The 17491-nt window shown below is 62.0% G+C and carries 15 protein-coding genes and 1 pseudogene; 9 read left to right on the top strand and 7 right to left on the bottom strand.

Annotation, left to right across the window (positions count from 1 at the left end; translation table 11 throughout):
- Positions 1-25: 25 nt before the first annotated feature.
- The 5 genes from JWR98_RS08805 to JWR98_RS08785 all read right to left on the bottom strand — a co-directional run bounded on the left by JWR98_RS08805 (position 26) and on the right by JWR98_RS08785 (position 3797).
- Positions 26-562, bottom strand: coding sequence for a DUF3299 domain-containing protein (locus JWR98_RS08805; protein WP_050784921.1), 537 nt, complete (start codon positions 560-562; stop codon positions 26-28).
- 77 nt (positions 563-639) lie between these two features.
- The gene (locus JWR98_RS08800; protein ID WP_005792540.1) at positions 640-885 is read right to left on the bottom strand and encodes a GlsB/YeaQ/YmgE family stress response membrane protein; all 246 of its coding nucleotides are present in this window, start codon (positions 883-885) and stop codon (positions 640-642) included.
- Positions 886-990: 105 nt separating this feature from the next.
- Positions 991-2076, bottom strand: coding sequence for a 5-(carboxyamino)imidazole ribonucleotide synthase (locus JWR98_RS08795; protein WP_205489778.1), 1086 nt, complete (start codon positions 2074-2076; stop codon positions 991-993).
- A gap of 11 nt (positions 2077-2087) precedes the next feature.
- A complete protein-coding gene (gene purE / locus JWR98_RS08790) occupies positions 2088-2579 on the bottom strand; it encodes a 5-(carboxyamino)imidazole ribonucleotide mutase (protein ID WP_003176980.1) in 492 nt (163 codons plus the stop codon).
- A gap of 309 nt (positions 2580-2888) precedes the next feature.
- The gene (locus tag JWR98_RS08785; protein ID WP_078735269.1) at positions 2889-3797 is read right to left on the bottom strand and encodes a LysR substrate-binding domain-containing protein; all 909 of its coding nucleotides are present in this window, start codon (positions 3795-3797) and stop codon (positions 2889-2891) included.
- Positions 3798-3979: 182 nt separating this feature from the next.
- On the opposite strand from JWR98_RS08785, the gene aspA reads away from it, so the two are divergent.
- From aspA to JWR98_RS08755, 6 genes are all read left to right on the top strand, one after another.
- Positions 3980-5404 (top strand): aspartate ammonia-lyase, encoded by a 1425-nt coding sequence (gene aspA / locus JWR98_RS08780; RefSeq protein ID WP_042945500.1) that lies wholly within the window; start codon positions 3980-3982, stop codon positions 5402-5404.
- Between the two features lie 388 nt (positions 5405-5792).
- Positions 5793-7238 carry an alanine/glycine:cation symporter family protein gene (locus JWR98_RS08775; RefSeq protein WP_078735270.1) on the top strand — a complete coding sequence of 482 codons (1446 nt, stop codon included), beginning with the start codon at positions 5793-5795 and terminating at the stop codon, positions 7236-7238.
- 77 nt (positions 7239-7315) lie between these two features.
- Positions 7316-8293 carry an asparaginase gene (locus tag JWR98_RS08770; protein ID WP_078735271.1) on the top strand — a complete coding sequence of 326 codons (978 nt, stop codon included), beginning with the start codon at positions 7316-7318 and terminating at the stop codon, positions 8291-8293.
- 84 nt (positions 8294-8377) lie between these two features.
- Positions 8378-9370 carry an AraC family transcriptional regulator gene (locus JWR98_RS08765; RefSeq protein ID WP_078735272.1) on the top strand — a complete coding sequence of 331 codons (993 nt, stop codon included), beginning with the start codon at positions 8378-8380 and terminating at the stop codon, positions 9368-9370.
- 128 nt (positions 9371-9498) lie between these two features.
- Complete coding sequence (locus tag JWR98_RS08760; RefSeq protein WP_078735273.1) at positions 9499-10539, top strand: histone deacetylase family protein; 1041 nt, start codon at positions 9499-9501, stop codon at positions 10537-10539.
- On the top strand, positions 10536-11627 hold the full coding sequence (locus JWR98_RS08755; protein ID WP_205489777.1) for a polyamine ABC transporter substrate-binding protein: 1092 nt from the start codon (positions 10536-10538) through the stop codon (positions 11625-11627). The genes JWR98_RS08760 and JWR98_RS08755 overlap by 4 nt, the downstream gene beginning before the upstream one ends.
- Positions 11628-11707: 80 nt before the next feature.
- Here JWR98_RS08755 and JWR98_RS08750 read toward each other — a convergent pair whose 3' ends face one another.
- Together JWR98_RS08750 and pdxR are read right to left on the bottom strand one after the other, a co-directional pair.
- Entirely contained in the window at positions 11708-14011 is a 2304-nt protein-coding gene (locus JWR98_RS08750; RefSeq protein ID WP_205489776.1) for a hypothetical protein, read from the bottom strand.
- A gap of 72 nt (positions 14012-14083) precedes the next feature.
- Positions 14084-15621: pseudogene (gene pdxR / locus JWR98_RS08745) on the bottom strand (MocR-like pyridoxine biosynthesis transcription factor PdxR).
- Positions 15622-15708: 87 nt separating this feature from the next.
- Here pdxR and JWR98_RS08740 point away from each other — a divergent pair.
- From JWR98_RS08740 to JWR98_RS08730, 3 genes are read left to right on the top strand one after another with little or no spacing between them, the layout of a single operon-like run.
- Positions 15709-16347: an FMN-binding negative transcriptional regulator gene (locus tag JWR98_RS08740; RefSeq protein ID WP_078735277.1), complete on the top strand. Its 639-nt coding sequence runs from the start codon at positions 15709-15711 to the stop codon at positions 16345-16347.
- Positions 16344-16790, top strand: a complete 447-nt coding sequence (locus JWR98_RS08735) for a GNAT family N-acetyltransferase (protein ID WP_078735278.1) — start codon at positions 16344-16346, stop codon at positions 16788-16790. Before JWR98_RS08740 ends, JWR98_RS08735 begins: the two co-directional genes overlap by 4 nt.
- Before the next feature lie 10 nt (positions 16791-16800).
- Entirely contained in the window at positions 16801-17478 is a 678-nt protein-coding gene (locus JWR98_RS08730) for a GNAT family N-acetyltransferase (protein WP_205489775.1), read from the top strand.
- Positions 17479-17491 lie beyond the last annotated feature (13 nt).

The raw sequence follows: 17491 nt of genomic DNA, 5'->3' as shown, positions 1-17491 counted from the left end.
CCTCCCACATTTGTTTTGTGCAAGCTTAGAGATCTGACTCCTTCACCACCCGCACCTTCCCCGCATCCAGCGCATACGCCGCATCCGCCAGGTCGTTGTTCACCTTCTCCACCTTCAAGGTGCCGGTGACCCATAACGGTGTGTAGATATCATCCAACTTCAACCCCTTGGGATAACGCACCAACACCAACTGATTAGGTGGCGGTGGCGGCACGTGGATGCACGCGCCTGGGTACGGCACCAGGAAGAACAACGTGCTGCGACCCTTGGCGTCGGTTTCCAACGGTACCGGGTAGCCGCCGATGCGGATGTTCTTGCCGTTCATGGCGGCCACGGTCTTGGTGGAATACATCACCGCCGGCAAGCCTTTGCTCTGCTTCAGGCCGCCCTTATCGGTAAAGGTGCCCTGGGCTTCGGGGGAGTTGTGGTCAATCTCGGGCATGGCTTCGAGGGCTTTCTGGTCTGAAAGCGGCATGAGGTCGAGCCAGTCGGTTTCCGGCAGTTCGCCAGCGTGTGCCAAGCCAGAGCCCAGCAAGAGAAGAGTCAACAGAAGACGGCGCATGAAGAAGCTCGGCAAGTACAAGTGCCGAGCATTCTAGCCCTCTGCGCCTGCGCAGCGCAGAGGACTTCGTCGGCTGATTACTTCTTTTTGATCAGGCCGTAGATCACCAGCAGCACAATGGCGCCGACCAGTGCACCGATAAAGCCTGCACCTTGACCGGCCTGGTAAATGCCCAGCGCCTGACCACCGTAGGTCGCAGCCAGGGAGCCGGCGATACCCAGCAGGATGGTCATGATCCAGCCCATGCTGTCGTCGCCAGGCTTGAGGAAACGCGCGAGCAGACCGACGATCAAGCCGATAAAGATGGTTCCGATGATACCCATGGCATTTCCCTCTGTATGAAGTGAGCTATGCCAAAGCCTAGACAGGCTTTGGCATCCTGCAATCAGAGGATGGCGAGCCCCGAATGGTTCCCGCCGATCCGAGGCTTATTGCTCGGCGATCAACGCTTCGACCGTGAGGATCTGCGCCTGCAGCGTCGCGCGGTCCTTGCAACGAAGGTTGGCGTGGCCGACCTTGCGCCCGGCCTTGAAGGCCTTGCCGTAGTGATGCACGTGGCAATCGTCGATCGCCATCACGCGCTCAACCGGCGGTACCGTACCGATGAAGTTGAGCATGGCGCTCTCGCCGATCTTGGCCGTGGAGCCCAGCGGCAGACCTGCCACGGCACGCAGGTGGTTTTCGAACTGGCTGCACTCGGCGCCTTCGGTGGTCCAGTGCCCGGAGTTGTGCACACGCGGGGCGATTTCGTTGGCCTTGAGGCCACCGTCGACTTCAAAGAACTCGAACGCCATCACACCGACATAATCCAGCTGTTTGAGCACGCGGCTGGAATAGTCTTCGGCCAGCGCCTGCAACGGGTGATCGGTGCTGGCCACGGACAGCTTGAGAATGCCGTTGACGTGAGTGTTGTGCACCAACGGGTAGAAACGGATTTCGCCATCCCGCGCACGCACGGCGATCAGCGAGACTTCCCCGGTGAACGGCACGAAGCCCTCCAGCAGGCAGGCGACGCTGCCCAGCTCGGCGAAAGTGCCAACCACATCGGCGGCGGTGCGCAGGACTTTCTGGCCCTTGCCGTCGTAACCCAGGGTGCGGGTCTTGAGCACGGCCGGCAGGCCAATGCTGGCGACAGCGGCGTCGAGGTCGGCCTGGGATTGAATATCGGCGAAGGCCGGGGTCGGAATGCCCAGGTCCTTGAACATGCTCTTCTCGAACCAGCGGTCACGCGCGATGCGCAGGGCTTCGGCGCTTGGGTACACCGGTACGAACTGCGAAAGGAACGCGACGGTTTCGGCCGGTACGCTTTCGAACTCGAAGGTCACCAGGTCCACTTCGTCGGCCAATTGGCGCAAGTGGTCCGGGTCGCTGTAGTCAGCGCGCAGGTGTTCACCCAGGGCGGCCGCGCAGGCGTCCGGCGCCGGGTCAAGGAAAGCGAAATTCATCCCCAGCGGAGTTCCCGCCAGCGCCAGCATGCGGCCCAGTTGGCCGCCACCGATTACACCGATTTTCATCGTCAACAACCTCAGGCGATACGTGGGTCTGGATTGTCCAGCACGCTGTCTGTCTGCTCAGCACGGAATTTTTTCAGCACCGCGTGAAACTGCGGGTGCTTGGCGCCCAGGATGCTGGCCGACAGCAGGGCTGCGTTAATCGCGCCAGCCTTGCCGATCGCCAGGGTGGCCACCGGGATACCGGCCGGCATCTGCACGATGGACAACAGCGAGTCCACGCCCGAGAGCATCGCCGACTGCACTGGCACGCCCAGCACCGGCAGGTGAGTCTTGGCCGCACACATACCTGGCAAATGCGCTGCACCGCCGGCGCCGGCGATGATCACCTCGATGCCACGGGATTCTGCTTCATCGGCATACTGGAACAGCAAATCCGGGGTGCGGTGGGCGGAGACCACCTTCACTTCATACGGAATGCCGAGCTTTTCCAGCATATCGGCGGTGTGGCTAAGGGTGGACCAATCGGACTTGGAGCCCATGATCACGCCAACCAATGCACTCATCGTCGTGCCTCTTCTCTCTGGGCGCCGCGGGCGCGTCAAAAAAACAACAAGCCACGCGGGAAATCCGGCGTGGCTTGGTGTACGAATTAAGGCCGGTTGGACCGGCCGAAGGCCGCGCAGTATACCGTAATAACGCAGATAAACAGCCCCTGGAATGACCATCCGTCCAGCGGCGCAAACCAGCGATTTTATTGACTTTCGAGTCAGCGAAAACACCACAAAACCCTGTGGAAGGGGGCTTGCTCCCGATAGAGATGTATAAGTGCCAGATTCAGTGCCTGACACACTGTAATCGGCCCGATATTGGACTCAGGTGCTTTGCGCGGCCCCTCCTTCCAACTTGCGCCACAACAACCGCACATTCGCCTTGCGCACCAACGCACAGCGATACAGGCGAATCTCCAGCGGCACATGCCATTGCGGCCCGCCGCACACCACCAGCTCGCCACGGGCCAGTTCGGCGCGCACGCTCAGTTGTGGCACCCAGGCAATGCCCAGGCCTTCCAGGGCCATGCTCTTGAGGCTGTCGGCCATGGCGGTTTCGTACACCGTGGTAAAGCGCAGCGCACGCTGGCGTAGCAACAGATGCACCGAACGGCCGAGGAATGCACCGGCGCTGTAGGCCAGCAACGGCACGCTGCCCTCGCCTTCGAGGTCGAACAGCGGTTTGCCGTCGGCATCGGCGGCGCACACCGGGAGCATTTCGGTGTCGCCCAGGTGCAGCGACGGGAAGATTTCGGCGTCCATCTGCATCGCGGCGTCCGGATCGTAGAACGCCAGCATCAGATCGCAGCCCCCCTCGCGCAGGGCGTGCACGGCGTCGCCGACGTTGGTGGCGACCAGCCGCGTGGCGATGTTCAGGCCTTCGTTGCGCAATTGCGCGATCCAGCGTGGGAAGAAGCCCAGCGCCAGAGAGTGGGCGGCGGCTACCTGCATGACTTCGCCCTGCCCGCCTTCCAGATGATGCAAATGGCGCAACACTTCACCCAACTGTTCGACCACGGTGCGCGCGGTGACTAGAAATAGCTGCCCCGCCGCAGTCAGCTCGACCGGCGTGCGCGAGCGGTTGACCAGGGTCAGGCCCAAGGCAGCTTCCAGGCTGCGGATGCGTCGACTGAACGCCGGCTGGGTGACAAAACGCCGCTCCGCCGCCTGTGAAAAGCTGCGGGTCGCGGCCAGGGCGCTGAAGTCTTCCAGCCATTTGCTTTCAAGGTTCATCACTGCCTCCCACGGGTACGCACCATTTTGGCACACACGCCCGCCATGATAGCCGGGTCACACCCGCATTATGCCGTTTATGCATAGGCCAGTGTTTAACAGCATTGGCCCAAAAATTCGTACGCGCCTAGCATTCGCAGCGTTCCGGCCAGTTCCGGGTCCCTATCGAGATGATTTCCGTCATGTCCTCTGCTGCATCTTTCCGTACAGAAAAAGACCTGCTTGGCGTACTCGAAGTACCTGCTCAAGCGTATTACGGCATCCAGACCCTGCGTGCGGTGAATAACTTCCGCCTCTCGGGTGTTCCGATTTCGCATTACCCGAAATTGGTGGTCGGCCTGGCAATGGTCAAGCAAGCAGCCGCGGATGCCAACCGCGAGTTGGGCCAGCTCAGCGAAGCCAAGCACGCTGCCATCAGCGAAGCCTGTGCCCGTCTGATCCGCGGCGATTTCCACGAAGAGTTCGTGGTGGACATGATTCAAGGCGGCGCCGGCACTTCAACCAACATGAATGCCAACGAAGTCATCGCCAACATCGCGCTGGAGGCCATGGGCCACCAGAAAGGCGAATACCAGTACCTGCACCCCAACAACGACGTGAACATGGCGCAGTCGACCAACGACGCCTACCCGACCGCGATCCGCCTGGGTCTGCTGCTGGGCCATGACGCGCTGCTGGCCAGTCTCGACAGCCTGATCCAGGCCTTCGCCGCCAAAGGCGTCGAGTTCAGCCATGTGCTGAAAATGGGCCGCACCCAATTGCAAGACGCCGTGCCGATGACCCTCGGCCAGGAATTCCGTGCCTTCGCCACCACCCTGGGTGAAGACCTGGCACGCCTGAAAACCCTGGCGCCGGAGCTGCTCACCGAAGTCAACCTGGGCGGCACCGCCATCGGTACCGGCATCAACGCCGACCCGCGTTACCAGGCCCTGGCCGTACAACGCCTGGCGATCATCAGCGGCCAGCCCGTGGTTCCGGCAGCCGACCTGATCGAAGCCACCTCCGACATGGGCGCCTTCGTGCTGTTCTCCGGCATGCTCAAGCGTACCGCCGTGAAACTGTCGAAGATCTGCAACGACCTGCGCCTGCTGTCCAGCGGCCCACGCACCGGCATCAACGAGATCAACCTGCCGGCACGCCAGCCAGGCAGTTCGATCATGCCCGGCAAGGTCAACCCGGTGATTCCGGAAGCCGTGAACCAGGTAGCGTTCCAAGTCATCGGTAACGACCTGGCCCTGACCATGGCAGCCGAAGGTGGCCAACTGCAACTGAACGTGATGGAGCCGCTGATCGCCTTCAAGATCTTCGATTCGATCCGTCTGCTGCAACGCGCCATGGACATGCTGCGCGAGCACTGCATCGTCGGCATCACCGCCAACGAAGCGCGCTGCCGCGAACTGGTGGAGCACTCCATCGGCCTGGTGACTGCGCTGAACCCGTACATCGGCTATGAAAACGCCACCCGTATCGCACGCATCGCCCTCGAAAGCGGCCGTGGGGTACTGGAACTGGTGCGCGAAGAAGGCTTGCTCGACGACGCCATGCTCGACGACATCCTGCGCCCCGAAAATATGATCGCTCCACGTTTGGTCCCGCTGAAGGCCTAAGCGTTTGTTGCACCGCTCACCAGGTTGAGGGACTAGACACCTCTCACCTTTTGAGGGCCTGAAGGCTCGTTCTTCAGGCCCTTTTTTTGCTTCGAGGTTGTGAAATGACGCCCATAAAAAATCCAATATCGCACCGCTTACCCACCTCCCCTGTAACGGCTTGGCTGAAACCTTTAATCGGCCCGGGCAGACGGATCACGTTCGCCTAGGTATAGTGCCGCCCCTCTTCGCATCTGCGGCCGTCGACAACGGCTAGCACGCAGCGAAAGCGCATGAATAACAACACCCGCAAAAGGATTGGGGCCGAAGCGTCGTGCACTGCCTGGTGCCGAGCGATGCGTCGAACCGTCCTGCGTTTGCCATTAGAAAAATCAGCGAGGAACACTCCATGCTCGAAGTCATCAACGACTTCCTCTCAGGGAAAGTACTGATCGTGCTCATTGTCGGGCTCGGCGGTTATTTCACGATCCGCTCGCGTTTCGTTCAGTTTCGTCATTTCTTCCATATGTTCGCGGTGTTTCGCGACAGCCTCAAAAACAGCTCCGATCAGCTCAGTTCGTTCCAGGCGCTGATGCTCAGCCTGGCCGGACGTGTGGGTGCCGGTAACATCGCCGGTGTCGGCATTGCCGTGACCCTGGGTGGCCCCGGTGCCGTGTTCTGGATGTGGGTCACCGCGCTGGTGGGCATGTCTTCGAGCTTTATCGAGTGCTCCCTCGGCCAGTTGTACAAGCGCACCGACGCCGAAGGCACTTACCGTGGCGGCCCGGCTTATTACATCCAGCACGGTTTGCACAAGCGCTGGCTGGGCATGGTCATGGCGTTCCTGCTGCTGGTGACGTTCGGCTTTGCCTTCAACGGCCTGCAGGCCCACGCTGTGACTCACTCGCTGAACAACGCGTTCGGCCTGGACACCACTTACACCGGCCTCGCCCTGGCGGTATTGCTGGGCCTGGTATTCATCGGCGGGATCAAGCGCATCGCCTCGATCGCCGACCTGCTGGTGCCGGTCAAGACCCTGGTCTACATCGCCGTGACCCTGTACGTGATCGTGCTGCAATTCGACCACGTACCGGCCATGCTCGCGACCATCGTCAAGAGCGCCTTCGGCCTCGACCAAGCCTTCGGTGGCCTGGTGGGCAGCGCGATCATCATGGGCGTCAAGCGCGGCGTGTTCGCCAACGAAGCCGGCTTGGGCAGTGCGCCGAACGTGGCGGCGGTGGCTTCGGTTGAACACCCGATCGCCCAAGGCGTGGTCCAGGCGTTCAGCGTGTTCCTCGACACCTTCGTGATCTGCACCTGCACCGCGTTGCTGATCCTGCTCTCCGGCTTCTACACCCCAGGCTTTGAAGGCGACGGCATTGCCCTGACCCAGAACTCCCTGGCGGCGGTGGTCGGCGACTGGGGCCGCATGTTTATCTCGGTGGCCCTGGCGTTGTTCGTGTTCACCTCGATCATGTACAACTACTACCTCGGCGAGAGCAACCTGCGCTTCCTGGTGGGCAACAACCGCAAGGTGCTGATCGGCTACCGCACGCTGGTGCTGGTGCTGATTTTCTGGGGCTCCATCGAGAACCTGAGCACCGTGTTCGCCTTTGCCGATATCACCATGACCCTGCTGGCGTTCGTCAACCTGTTCGCCCTGGCGTTCCTGTTCAAGATTGCCATGCGCATTCTGAACGACTACGACAACCAGCGCGCGGCGGGCATCAAGACCCCGGTGTTCGATTCCAGCCAGTTCCCGGACCTCGACCTGGACCGCAAGGCCTGGCCGGCGAACCCGGTAAAACCGCAAGCGGCCCCCTCGGCTGAACTGAATGCTCAAGTGCAACGCTGAGCATAGATAGATGACACGCCGCACGACCTTGGGCATGCTCGGGGCCGTGCGGCGTTTTTCGTTCAGGAGAATTTACGATGTCCTCATCCAGCAACGTCATGGTGCTCTACACCGGCGGCACCATCGGCATGCAGGCCAGTGCCAACGGCCTGGCGCCCGCCTCCGGCTTCGAAACACGCATGCGCGAGCAGTTAGCCAACCAGCCCGTTCCCGCGTGGCGCTTTCGCGAAATGGCGCCGTTGATCGACAGCGCCAACATGACCCCCGCCTATTGGCAGCGCCTGCGCAGCGCAGTGATTGAAGCCGTGGACCAAGGCTGCGACGCCGTGTTGATCCTGCATGGCACCGATACCCTGGCCTACAGCGCGGCGGCCATGAGCTTCCAACTGCTGGGCTTGCCGGTGCCGGTGGTGTTTACCGGCTCGATGCTGCCGGCGGGCGTGCCGGACAGCGACGCCTGGGAAAACGTCAGCGGTGCTCTGCACGCCCTGGGCGGCGGTTTGGCGCCGGGCGTGCACTTGCACTTTCACGGCGCGCTACTGGCGCCGACCGCGTGCGCGAAAATCCGTAGTTTCGGGCGCAACCCCTTTGCCGCGCTCAACCGCCAGGGCGGCGTTGCCCGTGTCGAATCCATCCCCCCGGCGCTGGACTACCGCCAGCCGAAAACCCTGGCCAACATCGGCGTACTGCCATTGGTGCCGGGAATCGCTGCGGCGCAGTTGGACGCCCTGCTCGGCAGCGGTATTCAGGCGCTGATCCTGGAATGCTTCGGCAGCGGCACCGGGCCCAGCGACAACCCCGAGTTCCTGGCCAGTCTCAAGCGCGCGCAGGACAACGCGATTGTCGTGGTCGCGATTACCCAGTGCCATGAAGGCGGCGTGGAGCTGGACGTCTACGAAGCCGGCAGCCGTTTGCGCGGCGTGGGTGTGCTGTCGGGTGGCGGCATGACCCGTGAAGCGGCGTTCGGCAAGCTCAACGCGCTGCTCGGTGCCGGCCTGGATAACGCCGAGGTTCGGCGCCTGGTGGAAACCAACCTGTGTGGCGAGCTGGGCTGAGGCCATCTCCGACCCCGCGATTGTTTTTCGAGCGACGGCACACAACTTGCTCCCCCAAGGGCTGACCCCTTGGGCGGAGCCATCATGCTGCACTCACACCTGACCACCCTGAATGCCGTGTCCCTGCTGCTGGCGACCTTCGAGGCCCAGGGCCTTGCATCCGACGCATTGCTGGCCGGCAGCGGCATAGATGCGCGGGATTTACACCACGCCGACACCTGTATCACCACCCACCAGGAGATGCAGGTATGTGCCAATGCCGTGGCCCTGCGCCGGGATATCGGCCTGGACGTGGGCCAGCGCATGCACGTGTCATCCTATGGGTTGCTTGGCTATGCGTTGCTCACCAGTGCCACTTTCGGTGACGCTCTGCGTCTGGCCCTGCGCTACCCGGCGCTGTTGGGAACACTGTTCGAGCTGAGCCTTGAAGAGGACGGACAGTGCATCTGGTTCACCGCCGGCGACTATCGAGAGGCGCCGGCGCTGGCGCAGTTCAACGTCGAGTTCTGCCTGGTGTCGCTGAAGGTCATCTGCGAAGACTTGCTGGGCCACCCTCTGCCGCTGTCGGGAGCACGATTTGCCTACCCCGCTCCGGACTACCGGGCGCGCTATGCCGAACGGTTCGACTGCCCGTTGCAGTTCGACGCGCCATCCAATGCCTTTGCCTTCGACGCACACTGGCTGCAACAACCGCTGCCCCTGGCCGACGCCATTACCCACCGCGCCATGGCCGAACGTTGTCGCAAGCTGAACACCGAATTCACCGGGCGTCAGGCCTGGCTCAATCGCGTGCGTCAGTTGCTCGTCGCGCAACTGCATGCGGCGCCGGGGCTCGATGGCCTGGCCGGGCAGATGAACTGCTCGCCGCGCACCCTGCGTCGCCACCTGCAAGGCCTGGGTTGCAGCTATCAGGAATTGCTCGATGAGTTGCGCTTCGAACAGGCCAAACAGTGGCTGGCGCAGGATCGACTGCCCATCCACCGCATCGCCGAGCAATTGGGTTTCAGCGAAACCGCGAGTTTCCGCCACGCCTTTGTGCGCTGGAGCGGGGTGGCGCCCAGCCAGTTCCGGGCCTGACGCCCTAAAAAGGGGCGAATAGCGGTCACATTCTTTGGCCCTATTTATCCCCTTTTGGCCGCTCCTGCCGTTCTCTTGCCGCGCCCGTACCGCAACACTGGGGGACGACCAGCCTTGAGAACAACAACATGCTGACGATCTATTCGGACGATCACCATTTGCACCACGGCCGCTGCGAATTGATGGACGGGCAATTGATGCCCTGTTTCGAAATGCCCTCGCGCGCCGACCATGTTTTGCAACGGGTCAGGGACCGCAACCTGGGCCCGGTGCAGGCGCCCACCGACTTTGGCCTGGCGCCGTTGCAACGCGTTCACAGCCGCGACTATCTCGACTTTTTCCAGGGCGCCTGGGCACGCTGGGCGGCATCCAACCTGGACGGCGACTTACTGCCCTACACCTGGCCCGCCCGCACGCTGCGCCGCGTGCTGCCCAGCAGCCTGCACGGCCAACTGGGCTATTACAGCTTCGACGGCGGCGCGCCGATCACGGCCGGCACCTGGCAAGCGGCGTACAGTGCAGCGCAGGTTGCGCTGACGGCGCAGCAAGCCATCCAGCACGGCGCCCACAGTGCCTTCGCCCTGTGCCGCCCGCCAGGGCACCATGCCGCCAGCGACTTGATGGGCGGTTATTGCTACCTCAACAACGCGGCGATTGCCGCCCAGGCCTTTCTCGACCAGGGCCACGCTAAAGTCGCGATCCTCGATGTGGACTACCACCACGGCAACGGCACCCAGTCGATTTTCTATGCGCGCAGCGACGTGCTGTTCACCTCGATCCACGGCCATCCGGAGGCGGAGTTTCCGTTTTTCCTGGGCTATGCCGATGAGCTGGGCGAAGGCGCGGGTGAAGGTTTCAACTTCAATTACCCACTGCCGGCCGGCTCCGGCTGGGAGCGCTGGAGCGCGGCACTGGACAGCGCCTGTGATGAGATCGAACGCTACGCTGCCGACATTGTGGTGGTCTCGTTGGGCGTGGATACGTTCAAGGACGACCCGATCTCGCAGTTCAAGCTCGACAGCCCGGACTACCTGGTCATGGGCAGCCGCATCGCGCGCCTGGGCAAGCCCACGTTGTTTGTGATGGAAGGCGGTTACGCCGTGGCGGAAATCGGCATCAACGCCGTCAACGTTCTTGAAGGTTTCGAAACAGAAGGTGCGACCCAATGAACAAGCTCACAACCCTGGCCCTGTGCGCGGGCCTGCTCAGCGGCGTGGCCCACGCTGACGAAAAAACCCTGCGCGTCTACAACTGGTTCGACTACATCACGCCCAAGGCCCTCGAGGATTTCAAGGCGCAGAACCCGAGCATCAAACTGGTCTACGACATCTTCGATACCAACGAAGCCCTCGAAGCCAAGTTACTCACCGGCAACTCCGGGTATGACGTGGTGGTGCCGTCCAATGTGTTCCTGGCCAAACAGATCGAGGCCGGGGTGTTTCAACCTCTGGACCGTAACCAGTTGCCCAACTGGAACCATCTGGATCCCAAGCTGATGAAGCTGATCGAGGCCAACGACCCCGGCAACCAATTCGCCGTGCCCTACATGTACGGCACCATCCTGATCGGTTTCAACCCGGCCAAGGTCAAGGCCGCACTGGGCGATAATGCACCGGTGGACAGCTGGGACCTGATCTTCAACGAAGACAACATCAGCAAGCTCAAGCAGTGCGGCGTGGCATTGCTCGACTCACCGTCGGAAATCCTGCCGCTGGCCCTGCAGCACCTGGGCCTTGACCCCAACAGCAACAACCCCAAGGACTACGAAAAAGCCGAAGCGTTGCTGCTCAAGATCCGCCCCTACATCACCTATTTTCATTCTTCCAAGTACATGGCCGATATCGCCAACGGTGACATCTGCGTGGCCGTCGGTTACTCGGGCAGTTTCTCCCAGGCCGCCAACCGCGCCAAGGAAGCCCACAACGGCGTGACCGTGGACATGCGCTTGCCCAAGGAAGGCGCGCCGATCTGGTTCGACATGCTCGCGATTCCCAAAGGCGCGAAAAACCCGCAAGACGCCTACACTTTCATCAACTACCTGCTGCAACCGCAGGTCATCGCGCCGATCAGTGATTTTGTCGGCTACCCCAACCCGAACAAGGACGCCACCCAGCAGGTCGACCCGGCGATCCGCAACAACCCCAACCTGTACCCCACCGAAGCGGCCATGGCCACGCTCTACACCTTGAAGCCGCTGGACAGCAAAGCCGAGCGCGCCAGGACGCGGGCGTGGACCAAAATAAAATCGGGTACTTGAACCTGCCTCCCGCTCCTTTCCGGGAGCGGGCACAACGACTTACTTTACCGCCTGCAGAAATACCTGACGCTCCAAGGCGGTCACGATCGGCCCGCGGTATACAGACGTATCTCGCCCGGCCTCGCGTTCCGCCCGTTCGAACTCACGGCCCAGGCGCGTTGCGCCGCCGTTTTCAAGTGGGCCAGGGTGGGCCCATCATCGGCCGCTTCACGCGTGGAGTAGTGAAAGTGTGCGTACCAGAGGGGCTTGGCGTTGTTGGTCCGGTCTTGCACTTCATACTCTTGCAGGTAGTCCTTGATGCCTCCGATCGTTTCTTCCTCGCGCCCATTGATCCGTACGATTTCAATCACCCCCTGCGCCAACAAATACGTCACATCTCCCATGGTCGGCGCCGGCGTGGTACGGGTCCCCTCTATACGCTGGGCTCGGCCGCTCGCACGCAGCTCGTCGGCTTGCCGGCGTAGCCGGGCGATCATCTCGATGGACGCCTGGGTACTGCGTACCTTGGTGTAGCGCTCAATAGCCGCAATCGCCGCTTCGAGTTCAAGAGCCTTGCGCTCGAAACACTCCTCGATTTCAACCGGCAACTCGTTCGGGCGTGCGAGCTCAGTGAGCAAGACTGTCGCTTCGGCCGATAAACTGGAGGCGCGTTTCATTGCTTTCTCTGCGTTCACGCTTAGCCCCTGAGCATCGCGCTTTAATCGAGGCGAGCGACTGAAAGCCCAGCTGTCGTCCTTCATACGTTTAATGTAGGGACCGGTGTGAACCTGGTCGTCAGAATTTTTCCCGACTTGGTGTTCGACGACGTTGAGGTTGAGCACGACGTTAAATCGGTTCTTCGAAAAGACATTGAAGCTGTTTTCATCCTTGTTGAAGATCAAGACGCCGCTGAGCAGATGCAGCCCCCGATCAATACCCTCCATTATCCGTTCGCCCCAGGTCGGCGAACGTTTGACTCTTGGTGAACGCTTGTATCTTTCCAGCCGCTGTTGCTGCCTCAGTGAAAATGATGGGCAGGCACCGGCCCACTCGGCGTCCATCCACGTAAGCCTCAGGTGCGTAGCCACGGCTTCGCTGGCGTGTGCCGTACCGCGACATACCAGCAGCAATGCCAGGTTACGTAACAGGCTTACCTCACTGCGCCATGCCTCGGTGGGGCTTCCTGTCTGGCAGCTATTCAGGTTGCCGCCGACCTGCCTGAGGCGTGCCAGTGTTTGCAGGGGGGACTCTGCCCAACCTGCCATTGTCGGATCGTTACCGCAGGTCTTACACAACGCCGCAAAAGGGTCGGTCACCGTCGGCATCGTCTCCGGCGCGCTTGTCACTTGCTGCAAGGGCTCGCGGTTGCCGGGGCGGTACATCAACCAGGGGCCAGCCTCCCCCTGGGATGGGCCAATCAGGTAGCCCGACTCGTCACTCAGAGGTTTGAACACCATCTGCAGGTCATTGACGTGTCGGTCCGTGGCGTACGTCCTGACGGCGGCGCGCAGACGTTGGTAGCCGTCCTGCGTGATGCCGGCCAGGCCTCGCAGACTGGACTCCAGCGCAATGCGGCGCAACTGCAGCGCCAGGCATCGGGCAAACAGCGCAGGCTGCTCGGTGCTGTCATCGAGTAGCCCCTTGCCACGGTACCGCCTGTGTAACGAGGCCATCGCCACCAATAGCTTGCTGTAGTCCAGGCGACCGGCGCTGGAGGCGTTACGCAGCCAATCGGGCAACTGTTGTTCCAGCTCATCGCGCAGCACGTCTTTATCGGTGGTGGGAGTAAAAAAGTCGCTCAGATTCGTAGCCCAGGCCAATTGCCGATCCAATTGCTCAACGCTGGGAAACATCTCCAGGTCGCTCGCGTGGATACGCTGCAAAGCGCCATCCAGGGCCGCCAAGGCCCAACCTTCAAACACGTCGTCCTCCAGCTCGACGGCCCCCTTGAGCAGCTGTTCCTTCGCTGTCGCGTCGACAGGCTCCAGCGCCTGACCCAACGTGTACACCCACATCGTCTCCCCTCTGACGATACCCAGCGCATGGCAACCCTGACGTCGAACCACGTAGACCTTTGGCGCCTGCGCCCCCAGGGCGTTCGAACGCATGCCACTGTCGGGGTAATCGAGGACGGCCTGAATAACGTCTTGGGCCTCGGTATTCATCGACTGGCGTAATGAGTGCGCCAACCGCTGCGCCAGCTGCCGCCACCGGCTTTCCGGTTCGGAGCTGCAAAAGAAATCGATCAACTGCTCGGCGTAGTAGTCGAGTACGGCATCCGGTACATCATCAAGCTGGGCTTGAGTGATGTTCAAGCTGCTAAGAGTGGGGCGCAGGGCGAGCAACTGGCAGATACGCAATTGCAATGCACCTGGCCTACAGGGCCGGACAGCAGAATCGGACATGGTATTTACCTCAAGTGGTTCGAACGGAACGCTTACGGTAATGACCCTGCCCGTCAGGTAGACGGTAGTTATTTAAGGTTGCCAGGCCTCGCGCAAACGCTGCAGTGCCAGGGCAATCGCGGGTTCGGGCACGGCGGCGAAACCCAGTACCAGGCCGGCGCGTTGGTCCATTGGCGTGGTGGAGTTCGTCAGCCAGTAGCTGCTCAAGCCATTGACCTCCACATCCACCGTCCGGGCCTGCTCAAGCAGTTGTTGTTCGCGGGCCAGGGTGTCGACGCGCACGGTCATGTGCAGCCCCGCCGCCACGCCTGGCAATGGGCCGACTCCGGGCATCCCGCTCGGCCAGCCGGCCAGCAAGGCATTGCGTCGGCTCAACGCCGCGCGCCGCATGCGTCGGATATGCCGCTGGAAGTGCCCGGCCGCCATGAACTCAGCCATCACCGCCTGAGTGCTGACTTCCGAGTGTCGTACATCGACGCGCGCCGTCGCGCAAACGCATCCACCAGGCCGGGCGGCAATACCAAATAGCCCAGGCGCAACGCCGGAAAGGCCACCTTGCCGAACGTGCCGACATAGAGCACACGCCCACTGCGGTCCAACGCGGCCAGGGGCGCCAGCGGGGCGCCGCTGTAGCGGTACTCGCCGTCATAGTCGTCCTCGATGACCCAGCCGTTGCTGCGTTCGGCCCAGGCCAGCAGTTCCAGGCGCCGCGCCAGGCTCATCACTACACCCAGCGGGTATTGATGGGAAGGCGTGACATAGGCCACGCGACAGTCGCTCAGACGGTTGAGGGCCTGGCAATCAATGCCATCGCTGTCCACCGGCACGCCATGCAGGCGCCCGCCGGCCAAGGCGAACGCATGGCCTGCCGCGCGATAGCCGGGGTCTTCCAGCGCGACCCCGTCGCCAGGCTCCACCAACAGCTGTGCACAAAGGCTGATCGCCTGCTGTGCGCCACTGGTGATCATTATTTGTTCAGGTGTGCACTGCATGCCGCGCGAACTGCGCAGGTACGCGGCGATCAAGCCGCGCAGGCGACCATCCCCTGCCGGGTCGCCGTAGCACAGTTGCTGCAGGTCTGGTTTACGCCAGAAAGCCCCGTTGAGCTTGGCCCATACGTCGAACGGGAACAGATCGAAGGCCGGTATGCCCACGCGAAATGCTTTGGGAGGCCCGGCCGGTGGTGGCGGCAGGTGGTGGTTTTCTACCCTTCCCAGCGCCGGCCTGTGGATAAGTCCGCCTGACGCATTGACCGGTAAATTAAGCCAGTTTGTGGATAACCCTGGGGATAAGCCTGTGGGCAACCCTGTGGATGGTTTTGTGGATAATTTTTTTGGCGTGGGCAGTTGGGCTACATAAGTGCCGTCACCGACACGTCCCTCGATAAAACCTTCGGCATACAACTGGTCGTAGGCACGCACCACGCTGTTGCGCGAAATGGCCAAGGCTGCGGCCAGGTCACGGCTGGCGGGCAAACGCGTGCCGCTGACCAGGCGGCCATCCAACACACGCTGGCGCAGCGCCTCATAGAGTTGGCGGGTAAGGCCCTGACGCCGGTCCAGTTCGATGCCGGCAGGGTTGAAGGACAGCGGTAGCGAGTGCGGCGACATATTGGACCTATGAAATTGACCCTAGATGGCTCTTACAACAGACCATTAGCCTGCCTAGGATGCAGGCATTCGCCAAGGAAAATAATCATGTACACACCGCGCGCCTTTGCCCTGGATGATTTGCCCGAACTGCAGCAGTTGATCCGGCACACCCGCCTGGCACAATTGGTGACGTTCGGCGAGCACGGCCTGAATGCCAGCCATCTGCCATTGCTGCTCAACCCCGATGAAGGCCCCAACGGCACGCTCTACGGGCACCTGGCCAAGGCCAATCCGCAGTGGCACGAGCTGCAGGCCGGCAGCGAAGCCCTGGTGATCTTTGCCGGCGCCGAGGCCTATGTCAGCCCGGCGTTTTACCCGAGTAAGGCCGAGCACGGCAAAGTGGTGCCCACCTGGAACTACATCGCCGTGCACGCCTACGGCAAGGCCGAGGTGTTTACCGATGCCGAGCGTTTGTTGCACATGGTCAGCGCCCTCACCGACAGACACGAAAGCGAACGTGCCGAGCCGTGGAAAGTCAGCGACGCACCGGCCGATTACATTGACGGCATGCTCAAGGCCATCGTCGGCTTCGCCCTGCCGATCAAGCGCCTGATCGGCAAACGCAAACTCAGCCAGAACCGCAGCCCGGCGGATATCGCCGGCGTGCGCGAGCGGCTGGCCGCCAGCCTCGACGTGCGCGACCAAAACCTCGCGCGCTTTATTCCCCAAGGAGCCTCAGAATGAGCCCGATCGACATCCGTCTCGTTACCGCCGCCGACCATGCCGCCTGGCTGCCGTTGTGGCAGGCGTATTTGACGTTCTACAACACCCAGTTACCGGACGCCGTGAGCCAAAGCACCTGGCAACGCCTGATCGATGCCAGCGAGCCGACCCATTCGGCGCTGGCCTGGCAGGATGGCAAGGCGGTGGGCATGGTCAACTTCATCTACCACCGCTCCAACTGGAGCATTGAGAACTCCTGCTACCTGCAAGACCTGCTGGTGGACCCGGCCCAGCGCGGCACCGGGGTTGGTCGCAAACTGATCGAGTTCGTGTACGCCACCGCCAAGGCCGATGGCTGCTGTAAGGTGCATTGGCTGACCCACGAGACCAACGCCACCGCGATCCAGCTGTACGAACGCATCGCCGAACGCCCGGGTTTCATCCAATTTCGCAAAGGTCTTTAAGGAGCGCAGCATGTCCACTTCCCTCGCCCACTGGAAAGGCGCCCCGGCGCCGTCGGCTCAACTGCTCGAAGGGCGTTTTATCCGCCTGGAAAAACTCGACCCCGCGCGCCACGCCGATCAACTCTGGCAAGCCCTCGAAGGCCCCGGCGCCGACCCCAAGCTGTGGGACTATTTGCCCTACGGACCGTTTGCCGAGCGCAGTGCATTCGATGCCTGGCTGAACAACCATGCGACCCATGTCGACCCGTACTTCTTCAGCGTGGTCGACCGCGCGACAGGCGAGGTGCAAGGCATCCTCAGCCTGATGTCGATCGTACCGGCCCAGGGCCGTATCGAAATCGGCCACGTCACCTTCGGCGCGCCGATGCAGCGCTCGCCGAAAAGCACCGAGGCGGTGTACCTGCTGGCCAAGTACGCGTTCGACCAGGGTTACCGTCGCCTGGAGTGGAAGTGCAACAACGGCAATGCGCGCTCCAAATACGCGGCCGAGCGGCTGGGTTTCTCGTTTGAGGGGGTGTTTCGTCAGCACATGGTGGTCAAGGGGCAGAACCGTGATACGGCGTGGTATTCGATTCTGGATTCGGAATGGCCAGCGGTAGGAGGGGGGTTCGAGGCGTGGCTGTCGGAGGCGAACCAGGCGGGTTCTGGCCAGCTGAAAACGCTGGCCGAGTGCCGTACCCAGATTTAACACCCCTCCCACA

The sequence above is a fragment of the Pseudomonas lactucae genome, from assembly GCF_016937615.1.
Taxonomy (GTDB): Bacteria; Pseudomonadota; Gammaproteobacteria; order Pseudomonadales; family Pseudomonadaceae; genus Aquipseudomonas; species Aquipseudomonas lactucae.
The sequence above is the reverse complement of the archived record's forward strand: the minus strand, read 5'-3'. Positions and strand labels throughout refer to the sequence as shown.

Excerpts from the sequence above, each read along its gene's own strand:
- JWR98_RS08800 (WP_005792540.1), bottom strand. The coding sequence starts at position 885 with ATGGGTATCATCGGAACCATCTTTATCGGCTTGATCGTCGGTCTGCTC.
- JWR98_RS08760 (WP_078735273.1), top strand. The coding sequence starts at position 9,499 with ATGCTGACGATCTATTCGGACGATCACCATTTGCACCACGGCCGCTGC.
- aspA (WP_042945500.1), top strand. The coding sequence starts at position 3,980 with ATGTCCTCTGCTGCATCTTTCCGTACAGAAAAAGACCTGCTTGGCGTA.
- JWR98_RS08735 (WP_078735278.1), top strand. The coding sequence starts at position 16,344 with ATGAGCCCGATCGACATCCGTCTCGTTACCGCCGCCGACCATGCCGCC.
- JWR98_RS08785 (WP_078735269.1), bottom strand. The coding sequence starts at position 3,797 with ATGAACCTTGAAAGCAAATGGCTGGAAGACTTCAGCGCCCTGGCCGCG.
- purE (WP_003176980.1), bottom strand. The coding sequence starts at position 2,579 with ATGAGTGCATTGGTTGGCGTGATCATGGGCTCCAAGTCCGATTGGTCC.
- JWR98_RS08765 (WP_078735272.1), top strand. The coding sequence starts at position 8,378 with ATGCTGCACTCACACCTGACCACCCTGAATGCCGTGTCCCTGCTGCTG.
- JWR98_RS08775 (WP_078735270.1), top strand. The coding sequence starts at position 5,793 with ATGCTCGAAGTCATCAACGACTTCCTCTCAGGGAAAGTACTGATCGTG.
- JWR98_RS08740 (WP_078735277.1), top strand. The coding sequence starts at position 15,709 with ATGTACACACCGCGCGCCTTTGCCCTGGATGATTTGCCCGAACTGCAG.
- JWR98_RS08750 (WP_205489776.1), bottom strand. The coding sequence starts at position 14,011 with ATGTCCGATTCTGCTGTCCGGCCCTGTAGGCCAGGTGCATTGCAATTG.
- JWR98_RS08770 (WP_078735271.1), top strand. The coding sequence starts at position 7,316 with ATGTCCTCATCCAGCAACGTCATGGTGCTCTACACCGGCGGCACCATC.
- JWR98_RS08730 (WP_205489775.1), top strand. The coding sequence starts at position 16,801 with ATGTCCACTTCCCTCGCCCACTGGAAAGGCGCCCCGGCGCCGTCGGCT.
- JWR98_RS08755 (WP_205489777.1), top strand. The coding sequence starts at position 10,536 with ATGAACAAGCTCACAACCCTGGCCCTGTGCGCGGGCCTGCTCAGCGGC.
- JWR98_RS08795 (WP_205489778.1), bottom strand. The coding sequence starts at position 2,076 with ATGAAAATCGGTGTAATCGGTGGCGGCCAACTGGGCCGCATGCTGGCG.
- JWR98_RS08805 (WP_050784921.1), bottom strand. The coding sequence starts at position 562 with ATGCGCCGTCTTCTGTTGACTCTTCTCTTGCTGGGCTCTGGCTTGGCA.